This is a genomic window from Amycolatopsis sulphurea, assembly GCF_002564045.1.
Taxonomy (GTDB): Bacteria; Actinomycetota; Actinomycetes; order Mycobacteriales; family Pseudonocardiaceae; genus Amycolatopsis; species Amycolatopsis sulphurea.
Window position 1 is genome coordinate 367,705 of the sequence record NZ_PDJK01000001.1, and the last position, 14,670, is coordinate 382,374.

General features: G+C 69.2%; 15 protein-coding genes and 1 pseudogene. 7 read left to right on the top strand and 9 right to left on the bottom strand.

The window, feature by feature from the left end:
• The first annotated feature begins 220 nt into the window (after nucleotides 1–220).
• Together ATK36_RS01665 and ATK36_RS01670 are read left to right on the top strand one after the other, a co-directional pair.
• Nucleotides 221–766, top strand: coding sequence for a GNAT family N-acetyltransferase (locus ATK36_RS01665; protein WP_245914164.1), 546 nt, complete (start codon nucleotides 221–223; stop codon nucleotides 764–766).
• Nucleotides 767–844: 78 nt separating this feature from the next.
• Nucleotides 845–2,014, top strand: a complete 1,170-nt coding sequence (locus ATK36_RS01670) for an MFS transporter (RefSeq protein WP_098509511.1) — start codon at nucleotides 845–847, stop codon at nucleotides 2,012–2,014.
• 9 nt (nucleotides 2,015–2,023) lie between these two features.
• Here ATK36_RS01670 and ATK36_RS01675 read toward each other — a convergent pair whose 3' ends face one another.
• Genes ATK36_RS01675 through ATK36_RS01685 form a run of 3 tightly spaced genes read right to left on the bottom strand, consistent with a single transcriptional unit; the run spans nucleotide 2,024 to nucleotide 4,637 of the window.
• On the bottom strand, nucleotides 2,024–2,527 hold the full coding sequence (locus ATK36_RS01675) for a hypothetical protein (RefSeq protein ID WP_245914166.1): 504 nt from the start codon (nucleotides 2,525–2,527) through the stop codon (nucleotides 2,024–2,026).
• Nucleotides 2,524–3,945, bottom strand: a complete 1,422-nt coding sequence (locus ATK36_RS01680; protein ID WP_098509512.1) for a sensor histidine kinase — start codon at nucleotides 3,943–3,945, stop codon at nucleotides 2,524–2,526. The genes ATK36_RS01675 and ATK36_RS01680 overlap by 4 nt, the downstream gene beginning before the upstream one ends.
• The gene (locus ATK36_RS01685; protein ID WP_098509513.1) at nucleotides 3,942–4,637 is read right to left on the bottom strand and encodes a response regulator transcription factor; all 696 of its coding nucleotides are present in this window, start codon (nucleotides 4,635–4,637) and stop codon (nucleotides 3,942–3,944) included. The genes ATK36_RS01680 and ATK36_RS01685 overlap by 4 nt, the downstream gene beginning before the upstream one ends.
• Before the next feature lie 222 nt (nucleotides 4,638–4,859).
• On the opposite strand from ATK36_RS01685, the gene ATK36_RS01690 reads away from it, so the two are divergent.
• A complete protein-coding gene (locus tag ATK36_RS01690; RefSeq protein WP_098509514.1) occupies nucleotides 4,860–5,408 on the top strand; it encodes a D-alanyl-D-alanine carboxypeptidase family protein in 549 nt (182 codons plus the stop codon).
• 226 nt (nucleotides 5,409–5,634) lie between these two features.
• Here the strand turns inward: ATK36_RS01690 and ATK36_RS34120 are convergent, their stop codons facing one another.
• A complete protein-coding gene (locus ATK36_RS34120; RefSeq protein ID WP_281258985.1) occupies nucleotides 5,635–5,757 on the bottom strand; it encodes a hypothetical protein in 123 nt (40 codons plus the stop codon).
• A gap of 331 nt (nucleotides 5,758–6,088) precedes the next feature.
• On the opposite strand from ATK36_RS34120, the gene map reads away from it, so the two are divergent.
• A complete protein-coding gene (map, locus tag ATK36_RS01700) occupies nucleotides 6,089–6,880 on the top strand; it encodes a type I methionyl aminopeptidase (protein ID WP_098509515.1) in 792 nt (263 codons plus the stop codon).
• Between the two features lie 10 nt (nucleotides 6,881–6,890).
• Nucleotides 6,891–7,706: a DUF1295 domain-containing protein gene (locus tag ATK36_RS01705; RefSeq protein ID WP_098509516.1), complete on the top strand. Its 816-nt coding sequence runs from the start codon at nucleotides 6,891–6,893 to the stop codon at nucleotides 7,704–7,706.
• On the opposite strand, the gene ATK36_RS01710 is transcribed toward ATK36_RS01705, so the two are convergent.
• A complete protein-coding gene (locus tag ATK36_RS01710; RefSeq protein ID WP_098509517.1) occupies nucleotides 7,707–8,378 on the bottom strand; it encodes a TetR/AcrR family transcriptional regulator in 672 nt (223 codons plus the stop codon). It abuts the gene before it with no gap.
• A 153-nt stretch (nucleotides 8,379–8,531) separates the two neighbouring features.
• On the opposite strand from ATK36_RS01710, the gene ATK36_RS01715 reads away from it, so the two are divergent.
• Both ATK36_RS01715 and ATK36_RS01720 read left to right on the top strand, forming a co-directional pair.
• On the top strand, nucleotides 8,532–9,344 hold the full coding sequence (locus tag ATK36_RS01715; protein WP_245914391.1) for a 3-hydroxybutyryl-CoA dehydrogenase: 813 nt from the start codon (nucleotides 8,532–8,534) through the stop codon (nucleotides 9,342–9,344).
• Between the two features lie 18 nt (nucleotides 9,345–9,362).
• The gene (locus tag ATK36_RS01720; protein WP_211291757.1) at nucleotides 9,363–10,517 is read left to right on the top strand and encodes an acyl-CoA dehydrogenase family protein; all 1,155 of its coding nucleotides are present in this window, start codon (nucleotides 9,363–9,365) and stop codon (nucleotides 10,515–10,517) included.
• Between the two features lie 852 nt (nucleotides 10,518–11,369).
• Here ATK36_RS01720 and ATK36_RS34530 read toward each other — a convergent pair.
• The 4 genes and pseudogenes from ATK36_RS34530 to ATK36_RS01735 form a co-directional block, all read right to left on the bottom strand.
• On the bottom strand, nucleotides 11,370–11,675 hold the full coding sequence (locus ATK36_RS34530) for a DUF6414 family protein (RefSeq protein WP_423682843.1): 306 nt from the start codon (nucleotides 11,673–11,675) through the stop codon (nucleotides 11,370–11,372).
• A pseudogene (locus tag ATK36_RS34915) lies at nucleotides 11,621–11,809 on the bottom strand (hypothetical protein); the annotation flags it as partial. The pseudogene ATK36_RS34915 and the gene ATK36_RS34530, both read right to left, overlap by 55 nt.
• A gap of 327 nt (nucleotides 11,810–12,136) precedes the next feature.
• Nucleotides 12,137–13,081, bottom strand: coding sequence for a glycosyltransferase family 87 protein (locus ATK36_RS01730; RefSeq protein WP_170069541.1), 945 nt, complete (start codon nucleotides 13,079–13,081; stop codon nucleotides 12,137–12,139).
• 1,047 nt (nucleotides 13,082–14,128) lie between these two features.
• Nucleotides 14,129–14,668 carry a DUF6069 family protein gene (locus ATK36_RS01735; RefSeq protein ID WP_098509521.1) on the bottom strand — a complete coding sequence of 180 codons (540 nt, stop codon included), beginning with the start codon at nucleotides 14,666–14,668 and terminating at the stop codon, nucleotides 14,129–14,131.
• Nucleotides 14,669–14,670: the final 2 nt, after the last annotated feature.

Genomic DNA, 14,670 nt, shown 5'->3' on the forward strand with positions numbered 1-14,670 from the left:
GCTGAGCGGATCATGACGCCCGTCGTTCGAGGGCGAACCGGGTCGCGTGACCACGGTGCCGCTGAGCATGGTGGGCAGTTCGGCCGGAAACGGGGTAGCTGCATTGATTCGCCCGGGCCGTGGGGTCGTTGCATGCCCGGTGATCGTTGAAGGAGTGCTGCGCCGGGCGGCTCACGCGGACACCCCGCCAACCACCGCACCCACGGCTACGCTGCGTCGTGTGACTGCTCCGGAGATCACGCTGCTGCCGCCGTCCGCGGCCGGGGACATCGCGCTCGTGGCCGCGGTGAGTGACCTGGTCAATCTGGTCTACGCGGAGTCCGAGACGGGCCTCTGGTCCGGCGCGGTCGACCGCACCACGCCCGCCGAGGTGGCCGGGTTCGTCGCCGCGGGGGAGATCGCGGTGGCGCGGCTCGGCGGCCGGCTGGCCGGCTGTGTCCGGGTGTGCCGCCTCGCCGACGACACGGGGGAGTTCGGCATGCTGGCCGCGTCGCCCGAGGTGCGCGGCACGGGGCTGGGCCGGGCGCTGGTCGCCTTCGCCGAACGGCACAGCCGCGCGGCCGGGCATCGCCGGATTCAGCTGGAACTGCTGGTGCCGCGCGACGGTACCCACCCGGCGAAGGATTTCCTCGCCCGCTGGTACCGCAGGCTCGGTTACGAGGTGGTCCGGACCACTACCCTCGACGTGGATTTCCCGCACCTCGCGCCGCTGCTCGCGGTGCCGTGCGAATTCCTGGTGTACCACAAGGATCTCACCCCGGCCTGAGGCCTTCCGTGCGAGACGGACCGCGCCCCGCCGTGCGATCATCGGGACAGACCCGCCGTCGACCAGGAAACGAGGCCGATGACCGAGCTGTCCCCACCCCAGGCACGGACCGTCGCGCGCCGGGCCCGTGCGGCGACCTGGATCGTGTTCGCGCTCAACGGTTTCGCGGTCGGCATGTGGGTGGTGCATATCCCGGTGGTCGAGCGCGCCGCGGGGATCTCGCACCCCGCGCTGGGCGCGCTGCTGCTGGTGCTCGGCGGCGCCGCGCTCGCCGGGATGCAGGTCGCCGGCCGGCTGGCCGACCGGTTCGGCAATCACCGGATCGTGCCCGTCGCGGGGATCCTGCTCGGGGTGGCGCTGGTGCTGCCGGGGCTGGCGGGGAACTGGTGGACGCTGGCGCTGGCCCTGCTCGGGTTCGGCTTCTTCAACGGCTCGCTCGACGTCGCGATGAACGCGCAGGCGGTGGTCGTGGAACGGGCCTACTCGCGGCCGATCATGGCGGCGTTCCACGCGATGTGGTCGATCGGCGGGGCGCTGGCCTCGGTGGCCGGTGCGGCGGTGCTCGACGCGGGGCTGCCTGCCGTGGTCTCGCTCGGCGGCACCGGGCTGCTGTGCGCGCTGGTGGTGGCCGTGGCCGGCCGGTTCCTGCTGGCCACGCCCGCGGCCTCGGCGCAAGAGTCCACTGTGGACGAGAGGAAGAGCCCGCCGGCCCGGCTCGTCTGGCTGCTCGGCCTTCTCGCGCTCGCCATGATGCTGTCCGAGGGCGTGGCGAACGACTGGTCGGCGCTGTACCTGCGCGACGGGCTGGGCACCTCGGAGAGCACCGCCGCCCTGGCCTACGGTTCGTTCGCGGTCGCGATGACGGTGGGCCGGTTCGCCACCGACCGGGTGGCCGCGTTCGCCGGGCCGGTGGCGGTGATGCGGTACGGGTCGGCGCTCGCCGCGCTCGGGCTGACGGTCGCGTCGGCGTCGCCGTGGGTGCCGTTGTCCCTGATCGGCTGGGCGGTGTTCGGGCTGGGCCTTTCCGGCGGCGTTCCGCAGCTGTTCACCGCGGCGGGAAACCTGGACACCCGCGCGTCCGGCGCGTTGATGGCCCGCGTGGTCGGCGTCGGCTACCTCGGCCTGCTCTCGGGCCCGGCGATCATCGGCGGGCTGGCGCACTTCATGCCGCTCAACGTCACGTTCGTGCTGCCGATCGTCTTGTGCCTGCTCGGGGTGATCTTCGCCCCGGCGCTCAAGCCCCGGTGACCCGGACGCTCAGGGGTGGCATCGTGCCGCCGGGAGGGTCCGGCCGCCGCCGCTGAGGACCACCGTGGCCAGCTCGGCCAGGCTGTCGTCCGACAGCAGGGTGCAGACGATCTGGTCGACCGCGGTCGCGGACAGCGTGGTGACGTCCGAGTGCAGGTTCGCCTGCACGCTCACGCCGGCAGTCGTCACCGTGGCGGGCAGGGCGGTCTTCGGCACCTCCGTGGTGAAGCCTCCCTCGCCGGACCGGCCGTCCGGTCCGGCGGCCAGCATGCCGATCAGCCCGGCCGGCTCCGGGGGCGGGCCTGAGCGCGACACCGGGGTCACCGAGCCGCCCCGGACGAAGTACAGCACCACGTCCTGCCCCGCCCCGGGGGCCGCGGTGCCGGACCGGCCGGGCGGGTAGGCCGGTCCGCTCGGTGCTCCGTTACCCGGGATCACCCCGCTGGGCCGCACTCCGCATCCGGTGGCCAGCAGCGCGACCGCGGCCAGCACGCACACCGTCCGGCGGGTCACTGCTCCACCTCCGTCGTGCGGGGCAGCCACACCGCGAACACCGCGCCGCCGCCGGGCGCGTTGGCCGCGGTCAGCTGCCCGCCGTGCAGGCGGGTGTTCTCCCAGGAGATGGCGAGCCCGAGCCCGCTGCCCTCGGAACGGCCGCGCGCGCTGTCTGCTTTGTAGAACCGCTGGAACACGTGCGGAAGCACTTCCTCGTCGAGCCCGGGGCCGGAATCGGCGACCTCCATGCGCACCCCGGCGGCGTCGCCGGTCAGCCGCACGGTCACCGGGGTCTCGCCGTGCCGCAGCGCGTTGCCGACCAGGTTGGCCACGATCACGTCCAGCCGGCGCGGGTCCACCCTGGCCCGGATGCCGTCCGGCAGGTCCGCCTGGACCTCGTCGGTGAACCCTCGGGTGCGCAGCGTCATCCGGATCGCTTCGGCCAGGTCGATGTCGTCGAGCGCGAGCGAAGCCGTGCCGGAGTCGAAGCGGGTCACTTCGATCAGGTCGTTCACCAGCCGTGTCAAGTTGTGCGTCTCCCGGCTGACCAGCCGCACGGCCTGGCCGGACACGCCGGGCAGCCGTTCCGACTCGGCGTCGAGCATGTCGGTGACGGCGGTCATCGCGGCGAGCGGGGTACGCAGCTCGTGCGAGACGTCGGCGACGAACCGGCGCGCGTCCGCCTCCATCCGGCGCAGCTCGCCGACGTGCTTCTGCAGGGATTCCGCGGTCGAGTTGAACGTCCCGGCGACCGCGGCCAGTTCGTCACCGCCACGCACGGTCAGCCGGGTGTCGAGATCGCCCTCGCCGAGCCGGTGCGCCGCGCGCTGCAGCTCGTGCACCGGCCGGAGCACGCTGCGGGCGGCCAGCAGCGCGAGCAGCATGGCCAGCAGCAGGCCACCGCCGCCGGTGAGCCACGCGTCGCGGGCCAGTCCGGCGATCGTCTCGCTCTCGTTCTCGAACGTCCGCAGCTCGTACACCTCGATGCCGGACGGGAAGGTCGGTGCGTGCTTCGAGCCGCCGGTGATCTGCAGCTGCGATCCGATCACCAGCGCGGTGACGCCGTCGTGGGCGATCCGCTGCCAGGCCACCTGCCCGGATCCCACCTTCGCGCGCAGCTCCGGAGTGATGTCCGAAACGGGCAGGTCGCCCTGGTACAGCGAGCCGGCGAGCGCGGCAACGGTGACGGTGCGGCCGCGCAGCTTCTCGACGATGTCGTTCAGCTGGGCCGGATCCGGGGCACCGGTCCGCAGCGGATACATCTGCTGGAGCTTGTTGGTCATGTCGACCACGGCGCTGTCCTGCGCCTGCTGCACGATCGCGTCCCGCGCCCGGACATAGCCGATCCCGGCCACCGCACTCGCGGTCACCACGCTCAGCAGGGCGAACGCGAGCAGCAGGCGCGCCTGCAGCCCCCAGTTCCGCCAGAGCTTCACAGCGGTCCGAAGCGGTAGCCGAAACCACGGACGGTCTGCACGTACGCCGGGGCGCCCGGATCGTCCTCGATCTTCGAGCGCAGCCGTTGCACGCAGGCGTCCACCAACCGGGAGTCACCGAGGTATCCCTGGTCCCACACCGATTCGAGCAGCTGCTGGCGGCTGAGCACCCGGCCGGGCGAGGCGGACAGTTCGAGCAGCAGGCGCAGTTCGGTGGGCGCGAGCGCGACCGGCCGGCCGTGCTTGGCCACCACCAGGCCGGCGCGGTCGATGGCCAGGTCCCCGTGCCGTTCCGGCCCCGCCTCCGCCGCACCGGCCTGGCGCGGTTCGCCTCCGGTGCGGCGCAGCACCGCCCGGATGCGCGCCTCCAGCACCCGGGCCTGTGCGGGCTTGACCACGTAGTCGTCGGCACCGGCCTCCAGCCCGGCGACCACGTCGATGTCGTCGTTGCGCGCGGTGAGCATGATGATCGGCAGATCGCCGGAGGCGCGGATACGGCGGCACACCTCGAATCCGTCCATGCCGGGCAGCATCAGATCGAGCACCACCACGTCGGCGGTGCCGCCGGTGAGCCGGGCGAGTCCCTCCTCTCCGGTCTCCACGGCTTCGACCGTGTGGCCTTGGTAGGTGAGGGCGATCTGCAGGCCCTCCCGCACGGCCTGGTCGTCTTCGATGAGCAGCACCCGGGGCATGGTTCTCACTATCGCAGCAGTGATCGGTGCCCGCCCGTCCGGCTCCCGGACAGTCCACAGCGGACACCACCCGACAGCGTCGTGGTGGTGCTTCACCGCGGGGTGCGCGGCAGGTCATGAACCGGTAACGGACGCCGGCTGTCACAGAGCTGTTACAGAGCCGTCGGACTGCCCGGACATCGTCCGCACCGGCCGGGCACACCGGCCTCCGAAACTGGCTGCATGCTCCGCTTCCTGCTCAGTCCCCGGCTGCTGACGGCGATCACCCGGCTGATGGGCGTACTGCTGCTGCCCGTCGCGTTCGTCCGGGCGCCCGGCCGTGCCCGATACCTGGCTTGCCAGTGGGCGCTGGGCCTGCGGTATCCGGCCGAGGATCTGGCCGGGCTGAACGCGGCGGCCCGTGCGGCGTTCACCCGCGCCCGCACCGAGGCGTTCTGGCGGGACGGGCAGCTGATCGGCCTGACGTCGGGCCACCGCGACGCGGCCGAGCAGTACCGGCTGTTCACCGAGGAGGTCCGCCGCACCGGTTCGGTCTCCGAGGCGCGGCGGCTGGTGCTGCCGCCGGAGGAGTCCGCGCACGTCGGCGGGACGGCCATGGACGTGCGCCCGACCGAGGGCGCGGCCTGGCTGGAACGGCACGGCGCGGCCCATCGGCTGTTCCGCCGCTACGACAACGAATGGTGGCATTTCGAGTACCACCCGGACACCGAGCCGCTGCGGCTGCCGCATCCCGGGCATACCCCGGCCCGCCGCCGGCAGCGGATCGGCTGAACCCGTCTGTCCACAGTGGTCAGAAACCGGCGGGTGAACGGCAGCGGCCGGCGCATCCGGATCAGCAGCAACGGAATCAGCACATAGGGCAGGGTGAAGGCGAGGAACTTCGCCGGGTTGCCGGTGCGGGTGGCCGGATCGCCGAACACCACCACCCCGCGGTGAGCGTGACGATCATCGTCGCGTAGATCACCGCGGGCAGCTGGATCCATCCCGTTGCGGCCGGTCACCAGTACCAGGAGAGCAGCGGATAGCAGAAGGCGGACCGGCCGGTGACGATCCGCATCCAGTCCGGCGGATGCAGGAACAGCATGTCCGCGTCGCGGGCGTACCAGTAGTTCGCGTCCACGAAGAAATCACCGGTCGGGCGGGAGAAGTCGACGCCCAGGGTGGGCGGCAGGTCGCTGATCAGCGAGGTGACCAGGGTGTCGGCAAAGTCGGTGTGAGGGGCCCTGCGCAGACGGCGGAGGTCCGTGAAGGTCTGTGAAGGGGCCCTTCACGGACTCAGAGTCCGTGAAGGGCCCCTTCACAGACCCGGGACAGGTCGGCGCACACCACGAGGTGGCCGCGCGTCTCGAGCGGCAGCCTGGGCCGCGCGCCCCGGCCGGACTGGTATTTCTATCCCGGCATCGTGCTACTGTCGTCGGTATAACTATACCGATGTCGAACGTGAGGCAACCGTGATCGAGCTGAAGACGCCTGCGGAGATCGACCGCATGCACGTGACCGGGCGGTTCGTCGCCGAGGTGCTCTCGGAGGTCGGCCGGCTTGCGGACGTGGGCGTCAACCTGCTGGATCTGGAGCACCACGTGCGGGACATGATCAAGCAGCGCGGGGCCGTGTCGTGTTACTGGGACTACTCGCCCTCCTTCGGCCGGGGCCCGTTCCGCAACGTCCTCTGCCTGGCCGTCAACGACGCCGTGCTGCACGGCCTGCCGCACGACTACCTCCTGCGCGACGGGGACGTGCTGACCGCGGACTTCGCGGTGACCATCGACGGGTGGGCGGCCGATTCGGCGCGCACGGTGATCGTCGGCACCCCGGCGGAGGAGGACCAGCGGATCATCCGCGCCACCGAGGAGGCGCTGGAGGCGGCGATCGAGGTGGCGCGTCCGGGCAACCGGCTCGGCGACATCTCGGCCGCGATCTGGGGCGTCGCCCGCGCATACGGCTACCCGGTCAACACCGAATTCGGCGGGCACGGCATCGGCCGCACCATGCACGGCGATCCGCACGTGTCGAACAAGGGACAGGCCGGGCGCGGTATGAAGCTCCGGCCCGGGCTGACCCTCGCACTCGAACCCTGGCTTGCGCGCACGACCGACAAGATCGTCTACGACCCGGACGGCTGGACCATCCGCTCGGCCGACGGTTCGCGCACGGCGCACTCCGAGCACACCGTCGCGATCACCGACGGCGACGCATTGGTGCTCACCCGGCGAGCCTCCGAAAAGGCGCCGCGCGGCGCGTAAAGTTCCGCTCATGAACGCGTTCCAGGTCTGCCTGTGGGTCTTCGGGGCGGTCTGCGCCGGCTGCTGGCTGCTCTCGGTGCTCACCCGCGAATACTCCTGGGTGGACCGGATCTGGTCGCTGGTGCCGGTGGCCTACGCCGGGATCTTCGCCGGCCACGCGGGTTTCGCGGACCCGCGGCTGAACGTGCTGTTCGTGCTCGTGGCGTTGTGGGGCGCGCGGCTGACGTTCAACTTCGGCCGCAAAGGCGGATACGCGCGTGGCGGCGAGGACTATCGCTGGGCGATCCTGCGCGGGCGGATGGCGCCGTGGCAGTTCCAGCTGTTCAACCTGTTCTTCATCACCTTGTGCCAGAACGGGATTCTGCTGCTGATCGCGTTGCCCGCGTGGACCGCGCTGGAGCACCGGACGCCGTTCGGGGTGGCCGACGCGCTGCTCGCGCTCGCCTTCCTCGCCTGCCTGGCGGGGGAGACCGTGGCCGATCAGCAGCAGTGGGACTTCCACCGCCGGAAGGCCGCCGAACTCGCGGCCGGGCGCGTTCCCGATCCGCAGTTCCGGCAGACCGGGCTGTTCCGGTTCTCCCGGCACCCGAACTTCTTCTTCGAACAGGCGCAGTGGTGGCTGGTCGCCGGGTTCGGCGTCGCCGCGGCCGGCGCGCTCACCTGGACCGTGGCCGGGGCGCTGCTGCTGAGCGTGCTGTTCGTCGGGTCCACGATCTTCACCGAGAGCATCACCCGCGGGCGCTACCCGGAGTACGCGCAGTACCAGCGCCGTACTTCGCCGGTGGTGCCGTGGTTCCCGCGCCGGGTTCCCTCCACTGTGGACTGATCAGCCGGGCATCCCGTCGTTGCCGAGCAGCCGGCGCAGGCCGGGGAGCACGGCGGAGAGGTCCTTGCCGGTGCGGAATGCGATCACCGTGGTCTCCGGCTCGTCCGCACGCGCGCCGAACAGCGCGACGGTGTCGGCCATCGCCGCGTCGAACTCCGCCTCCGGGTTCTCCACCTGCCCGCGCAGCCAGCGGCGCAGGACGTGGTTGTGCGCGGTGACCACGGCCGCGGCCAGCAGTTCGGCGCGGAGCGCGGTGTCCTCGCCGCCGCCCAGGCTGCGGTGCATGAAGTCGCGGAACAGCTGCTGATACTGCTGGGTGCCGGCGATCTCCCGCGCGCGCAACGCGGGTACGCGGCGGGTCAGCCGGTAGCGCGCGAGCGCGAGGTCACCCTCCGCGACATAGTGCCGCAGCACCAGCCGGGCGGCCTCGGTCACCGCGACCAGCGCGGTCGGCGGGTCCGCGCCCTCCAGCCGGTTCCCGATCGCGCTCAGCAGCACCTCGTGGTCGGGGAAGATCACCTCGTCCTTGAACCGGAAGGCGCGGAAGAACGTGGTCCGCCCGACGCCCGCCCGCTCGGTGATGTCGTCCACCGTGGTCTGGTCGTAGCCGCGCTCCTCGAACAGTTCGAAGGCGGCCTCGGTGAGCCGCTGGCGGGCCGGTTTCGCCGGCATCCCGATCCCTCCTTCCCGCACCCGTGTCCCGGCAGCGGGAGCGCCCGCTTCCGTTCCCGGCTGATACTGAGTACCGTAACAGTGGAACCAAGTACCGGTACAGCGGAGAGGAGACGGCGCGTGGAGCTCGTCGGCGTGGTCGGATGCGGGCAGATGGGGGCAGGGATCGCCGAGGTGTGCGCCCGGGCCGGGCTGGACGTGGTCGCGGTCGAGTCGAGCCGCGCCGCGGCCGACGCGGGCCGGGCCCGGCTGGAGGCCTCCCTGACGCGGGCGGAGAAGAAGGGCCGGATCGACTCGGCGGCCGAGGTGCTGGGCCGGATCCGGGTCGCCGAGGACCTCGGCGAGCTGGCCGACCGCACGCTGGTGGTCGAGGCCATCGTGGAGAACGAGGCGGTCAAGCGGGAGCTGTTCGCCAAGCTGGACGAGATCGTCACCGCGCCGGACGCGGTGCTGGCCTCCAACACCTCGTCGATCCCGATCATGAAGCTGGGCACCGCGACGAAACGTCCGGCGCAGGTGCTCGGCGTGCACTTCTTCAATCCGGTGCCGGTGCTGCCGCTGGTCGAGCTGGTGCCCTCGCTGCTGACCTCGGAGGAGACCACCGCGCGGGCGCGCGCGTTCGCCGAGGACCAGCTGGGCAAGCACGCGATCCTGTGCCAGGACCGGTCCGGGTTCGTGGTCAACGCGCTGCTGATCCCGTTCATCCTGTCCGCGGTGCGCATGCTGGAGTCCGGATTCGCCACCAAGGAGGCCATCGACGAGGGCCTGGTGCGGGGTGCCGCGCATCCGCAGGGCCCGCTGGCGCTGGCCGATCTGATCGGGCTGGACACCACCAAGGCGGTCGCGGAATCGCTGTACGAGGAGTTCAAGGAGCCGCTGTACGCCCCGCCGCCGCTGCTGGCGCGGATGGTCGACGCCGGCCTGCTGGGCCGCAAGACCGGTCGCGGCTTCTACACCTACGCCTGATCCTTCGAGGAGTACCTGATGACTTTCGACCTGTTCAAGATCAACGAGGACCACGAGGCGATCCGCGCGGCGGTCCGCGCGGTCGCCGAGGAGCAGATCGCGCCGCACGCCGCCGAGGCCGACGAGCGCTCGGAGTTCCCGAAGGCGTCCTACGACGCACTGGTCGCCGCCGATTTCCATGCCCCGCACGTGCCGGAGCAATACGGCGGCGCGGGTGCGGACGCGCTGGCCACCTGCATCGTGATCGAGGAGGTCGCGCGGGTGTGCGCGGCGTCCTCGCTCATCCCGGCGGTGAACAAGCTGGGCAGCCTGCCGCTGATCCTGGCCGCGAACGAGGACGTGAAGGCGAAGTACCTGCCGCCACTGGCCTCGGGGGCCGCCGGATTCTCGTATGGACTGTCCGAACGCGACGCCGGCTCGGACACCGCGTCGATGCGCTGCCGTGCCAAGCAGTCCGGTGACGACTGGATCCTCAATGGACAGAAGTCGTGGATCACCAACGCCGGGGTGTCGGAGTACTACACGGTGCTCGCGGTGACCGACCCGGACGGCCCCCGCGGCGGGAACGTGAGCGCGTTCGTGGTGGAGAAGTCCGACGAGGGTTTCTCGTTCGGTGCCAAGGAAAGGAAGCTGGGCATCAAGGGCTCGCCGACGCGTGAGCTGCTGTTCGAGAACGTGCGCATCCCCGGCGACCGCCTGGTCGGCGAGCTCGGCCAGGGCCTGAAGATCGCCCTGCGCACCCTCGACCACACCCGGGTGACGATCGGCGCCCAAGCGGTGGGCATCGCGCAGGGCGCGCTGGATCATGCGCTGGCGTATGTCAAGGAGCGCAAGCAGTTCGGCAAGCACATCGCCGACTTCCAGGGCATCCAGTTCATGCTCGCGGACATGGCGATGGCCGTGGAGACCGCCCGCCAGATGGTCTACACCGCCGCCGCGAAGTCCGAACGCGGCGACGCGGACCTGTCCTTCTTCGGCGCCGCCGCGAAGTGCCACGCCTCGGACGTGGCGATGAGCGTGACCACCGACGCGGTCCAGCTCCTCGGCGGCTACGGCTACACCCGCGACTTCCCGCTGGAACGCATGATGCGGGACGCGAAGATCACGCAGATTTATGAAGGGACGAACCAGATCCAGCGGGTTGTGATGGCTCGGGCGCTGCTCAAGGGCTAGATTGATCTTGATCCGGTAGTTCGGGTGGTCCTGGTGGTCCATGATCAGGCCGCCTCCAGGCCGTCATTGGCACCAGACCGCCCGAACACCGCGTTGACTGTCCGCCCCGGCGAGAAGCACTCGCGCTACTGGACATGGCGATATATCACCATGGGGATGATGGTCATTCCCGGATGCTGTGGAACATTTAGGAAGCCGAGGCGGCCTAGCTCGGAAAGCATCTTGGTTACTTCCTTTATAAAGTTAGCTCGGCTGAAGCCGGTGGCTTCTTTTGCTCCATCTTGGAATTCGCGAAGTGTCTCGATGGCACTCTTTTGTATTGCACTTGCTTCGGCGGGCAGCTGGGGTGTAGTGGCCTACGGTGCCTACTACTGTCCAGTCCTGAGGTGTAGTGCCGAATCTTGAACCGATGATTGCCGGGTCCGCCTCCAGGTATCGGCGTTCTCTTTGAAGGCGGGTGTTTGCTGTCATCTGGATGTTTCCGTGGGAGCTAAACGAAACTAGGTTCAATCCGGACGGCAGGAGTCCTCTTGTGGTCCTGATTACTGCGCGAAGAAAGTTTGCGGTATACCCAAAGTCTGGGATGAAGTCGTGCAAGACTCTCTCGTATTCGTCCTCTTCCCCTTTGGGAAATGACGATTCGAGGAAGTTCAAGTCTGCGAGCTCGTTGTTGGGGTCGCCTTCTGTTTCCTTCAGGGCGGCCTTTAGTAGCTCGTAGTTAAGCTATTGATACCCGTTTATTGCTGTAGATAGGTTTACTAGAGAGCTGCCTAAGTAGTTGCTGTCGAAGAGGTATCCTGGCGCGGTGAGTCGAACCAAGGAACCTTCTGGACATTTCTCTCGGATGACCTCCTATGTGGCAATCTCGGTGTCGCTAAATTCGTCGCTGATATCCCGCAAAAGGGTTGCCTCTAGGCTGATTTCAAGATCTGGAAATAAGCTGTCGAGCATGGATCTTTGAATAGTTGATTCCGTGCCGCTTTCTGGATTGAACGATAGAAACTTTTCCCACCCTATTGCGGTCTTCCTGCTGGCGCGTCGAGAGAAGCTGCGCCCTTCTTCGGCGCCTTGATCGAGCTGTCCAGCGAGAGACTTTACTCTATCTACGTCAAGGTATAGATAGTCGCGGCGGTTACGTCGCCTTGTTGGTTGCTTGATCTCGCGAACACCGCGTCAACGGCTTGCCTGGCCCGTTCAGGGCTCGACGGGACGAGGTGGGTGTACGTCCGGAGCGTGAAGCCCGCGTCGGCGTGCCCCAGATACTCGGCCAGCTCCTTGATCGAGACCGCTTTCGGATGGGGGAGCGCACTGGCTGACGGCGCGGCGGCTACCGGTTCGGGACGGGCCGGGGTCGGCCGAATCGGTGCGAGGACGGCGGCGCGGTGTGCCCGGTACGCAGCGGTCAGCAGCAATGCGAGGGTGACCAACGGGTAGGTGTTCGCCACGATCAGCTGCCATCCCGCCCAAGGCCCGTCGGCCGGAGTGAGAATCTGTGGGCCGAGTAGCAGCAGCGCGGCGCAGGTGAGCAGCAGCCGGATACACCGGTCTGCAGTCCTCAGTGGACGGAATCCGTGGGAAGGCAGCATGCTTGCCGCGAGCGCCACCAGCGCGGGGGCCACCTACACCCAGTGTGCGGTCCAGGACAGCGGGGAAAGCAGCAACGCGGCCGCGGCGTTGGCGAGCAGGCCGATTTCGGGGCTGGAGCGCCGCATGATCAGCACTGCAGCCGCCAGGATCAGCGCCGCCAGCACGATCCAGGCCGCGTGGTGCCAGACCCCGTGCAGGCCGAGCCGGTTGAGTGCGGCGGAGATAGTCTGGTTGTCCCGGTTGACGATTCCGGCGGGCCCGTTGAGCACACCGCCGAAGAAGAACCGTTTCGACTCGTCCGGCATCAGCAGGGCCATTCCGCCGGTGACGGCGGCCGCGGTGCCTGCGACGGTCAATGAGGAACGGAAGTCCTTGCGTACCAGGAAAAAGAGCACGAAAGCGACCGGGGTGATCTTGATCGCCGCGGCGATCCCGATCAGCATTCCCCGTGGCCATCGCGGATTCTCGACCAGGAAGTCCGCCGCGACCAGCGCCATCAGCAGGAGGTTGACCTGTCCCTGCCCGACGGTGTTGCGCACCGGTTCGAGCAGTAGCAAGGTCGGCAGCACCGCGATGGTGACCTTCAGGAAGCCCCGGGTGCCGCCGTCCGGCCAGACTCGCCGCAGTACCAGGAAGACGGTGAAACCCAGGCAAGACAAGGAAACCAGCATACTGAGCACGGCGGCGGCCGGGAACGGCAGCGCGGCGAGGAAGGAAAACGGCAGCAGGGCGAACGGCGGGTAGATGAAGCCCGGGGTCGGGCCGGCGTAGGTCACCGGCAGTTGCCCGTACGGGTCCAGTCCATGCCACCAGGCCAACGTTCCCTGGTAGAAACTCTGCAGGTCGCCGAACCTGCTGCGGTAGGCGAGATCGAGCAGCCCGAGCAGCCCGAGCCCGATCGCCCCGGCCACCGCGGCGACCTGCCACGTCCGGCGGCCGGCCAGACTCGTTGCCTGGCTTGCGATCCACGATGCCACGCCGGGCCGGCGATGCGCTCGAACCTCGTTCATATCCGGCTAGACGCCGCGTTCGGCCGGATGGTTTTCGACGGGAGTGTGATTCAGGACATGTCGGAGTGTGGGCTGTGGCGATTCGCTGTGCCCGGTCCGCGTTGGTCCTCAGTGGGCCGGTTTGTGTCATCGTTAGTGGACAGTCGGGTGGGTGTTCGGGGTTGGCGCTGAGGTGACCGTCTCCGATCTGCGGTGTCCCTGTCATCGGAATCTGCGGCTTGTGCTGGGGTCGAGTGCCGAAGTTGACGCCTGCGGTCCCGGCGTCGCTGCCGGGTGAAGCCGGGCGGGGTGTTCGGCGTGTGGTGCCGGCAGAGCGTGCGAGGTCAGGCTGCCGAGGTTGAGTCGGATTCAGCCCGAGCGTTCAGCTGACGGGTCCCGGCAAAATACGGTGTCCGGCCAGGAACGCGGTGTCCTTCCGGTCCTACGGGGCGGTGACGATTCACTGTGCGCGGTCCTCGGTGGGCTGGCTGTGTCGCGAGTGGACAGTCGGGCAGTGGATGGTGATCGGGGCAGGTTCGTTCGTGAGGTGCCCGCCGCCGTTCTGCGGTTGCCTTGCGGACTGGAACTTGCGGTTTGTGCCGGGTGGCCTGCCCGGAGTGTTCGGCATGTGACCGAAGGCAGGAGATCATGATGCCGAGGCCGAGCGGATCCCGGCCCCGACGGGCCATCCGACGGGTTCGGGCAGCGCGGCGGCCTTCCGGCTCCTTGGTGCACTCGCAGAGTGTCGGCAACGTCGGTGTGGGGGGCCCTGCACAGACTGCGGAGGTCCGTGAAGGGCCCTTCACGGACTCTGAGTCTGTGAAGGGCCCCTTCACAGACCCCGAGACAGGCCCGGCGTACACCACGAGGTGGTCGCGCGTCTCGAACACCTCCGCTTCGCCTGCTGCCGGGCGTGATCGACGAAAGATGGCAGGCGCCGTCGACGATGCGCGGCCGCTACGGCTCACTCTGCTGATCACGGGTCCTCGACCAACTTTGCCGGGACCCTGGGTGCACTCGTGTGAAGTGCCCGGTTCAGCTGTCGTAGTACGAGGAAGGCGGCTGCTGCGGCCACTGCCGGGTCGGCGGCGGTGGCTCCCGGCGGCCGGTCTTGTGCCGGTGCAGGGTGCGCGCGTTCGCCGCCATGCTGCTCACCACGAGCGCGATCACCAGCCGGATCACGAGGTTGATCGCCGCGGTCGCGATTTTCGCGCTCCGCTCCACGGTGAGCGTGAGCGGGAGGACGACCGCGATCAGCGTCACCAGCACCATGATCCAGCCGAAGAACTGGCCGGGCGCCGGGGTGGCGACGCTGAGCAGGTGCATCAGCCCGGTGGCCAGCAGCGCGGCGACGGCGGCCGCGATCGCGTACGTGGTGGTGCTGGCATTGCCCCAGATACCGTCGCCCTTCGGGGCCAGTACGGGCACCTCGAACAAACCCCGGGCGATCAGCAGGCCGACGAACGCGACCAGTGCCGCGACCACCGCGGTCGCGACCCCGCCCGCCCACAGCCGAGCCGCGTCCACACCGGGTCGGACATCCTGCCCGTAATCACCACGCGGGTACTGCGTCATCA

Coding starts and splice junctions, on each gene's coding strand:
- ATK36_RS01670 (WP_098509511.1), top strand. CDS start 845: ATGACCGAGCTGTCCCCACCCCAGGCACGGACCGTCGCGCGCCGGGCC.
- ATK36_RS01685 (WP_098509513.1), bottom strand. CDS start 4,637: ATGCCCCGGGTGCTGCTCATCGAAGACGACCAGGCCGTGCGGGAGGGC.
- ATK36_RS01690 (WP_098509514.1), top strand. CDS start 4,860: ATGCTCCGCTTCCTGCTCAGTCCCCGGCTGCTGACGGCGATCACCCGG.
- ATK36_RS01705 (WP_098509516.1), top strand. CDS start 6,891: ATGAACGCGTTCCAGGTCTGCCTGTGGGTCTTCGGGGCGGTCTGCGCC.
- ATK36_RS01710 (WP_098509517.1), bottom strand. CDS start 8,378: ATGCCGGCGAAACCGGCCCGCCAGCGGCTCACCGAGGCCGCCTTCGAA.
- ATK36_RS01715 (WP_245914391.1), top strand. CDS start 8,532: ATGGGGGCAGGGATCGCCGAGGTGTGCGCCCGGGCCGGGCTGGACGTG.
- ATK36_RS01720 (WP_211291757.1), top strand. CDS start 9,363: ATGACTTTCGACCTGTTCAAGATCAACGAGGACCACGAGGCGATCCGC.
- ATK36_RS01735 (WP_098509521.1), bottom strand. CDS start 14,668: ATGACGCAGTACCCGCGTGGTGATTACGGGCAGGATGTCCGACCCGGT.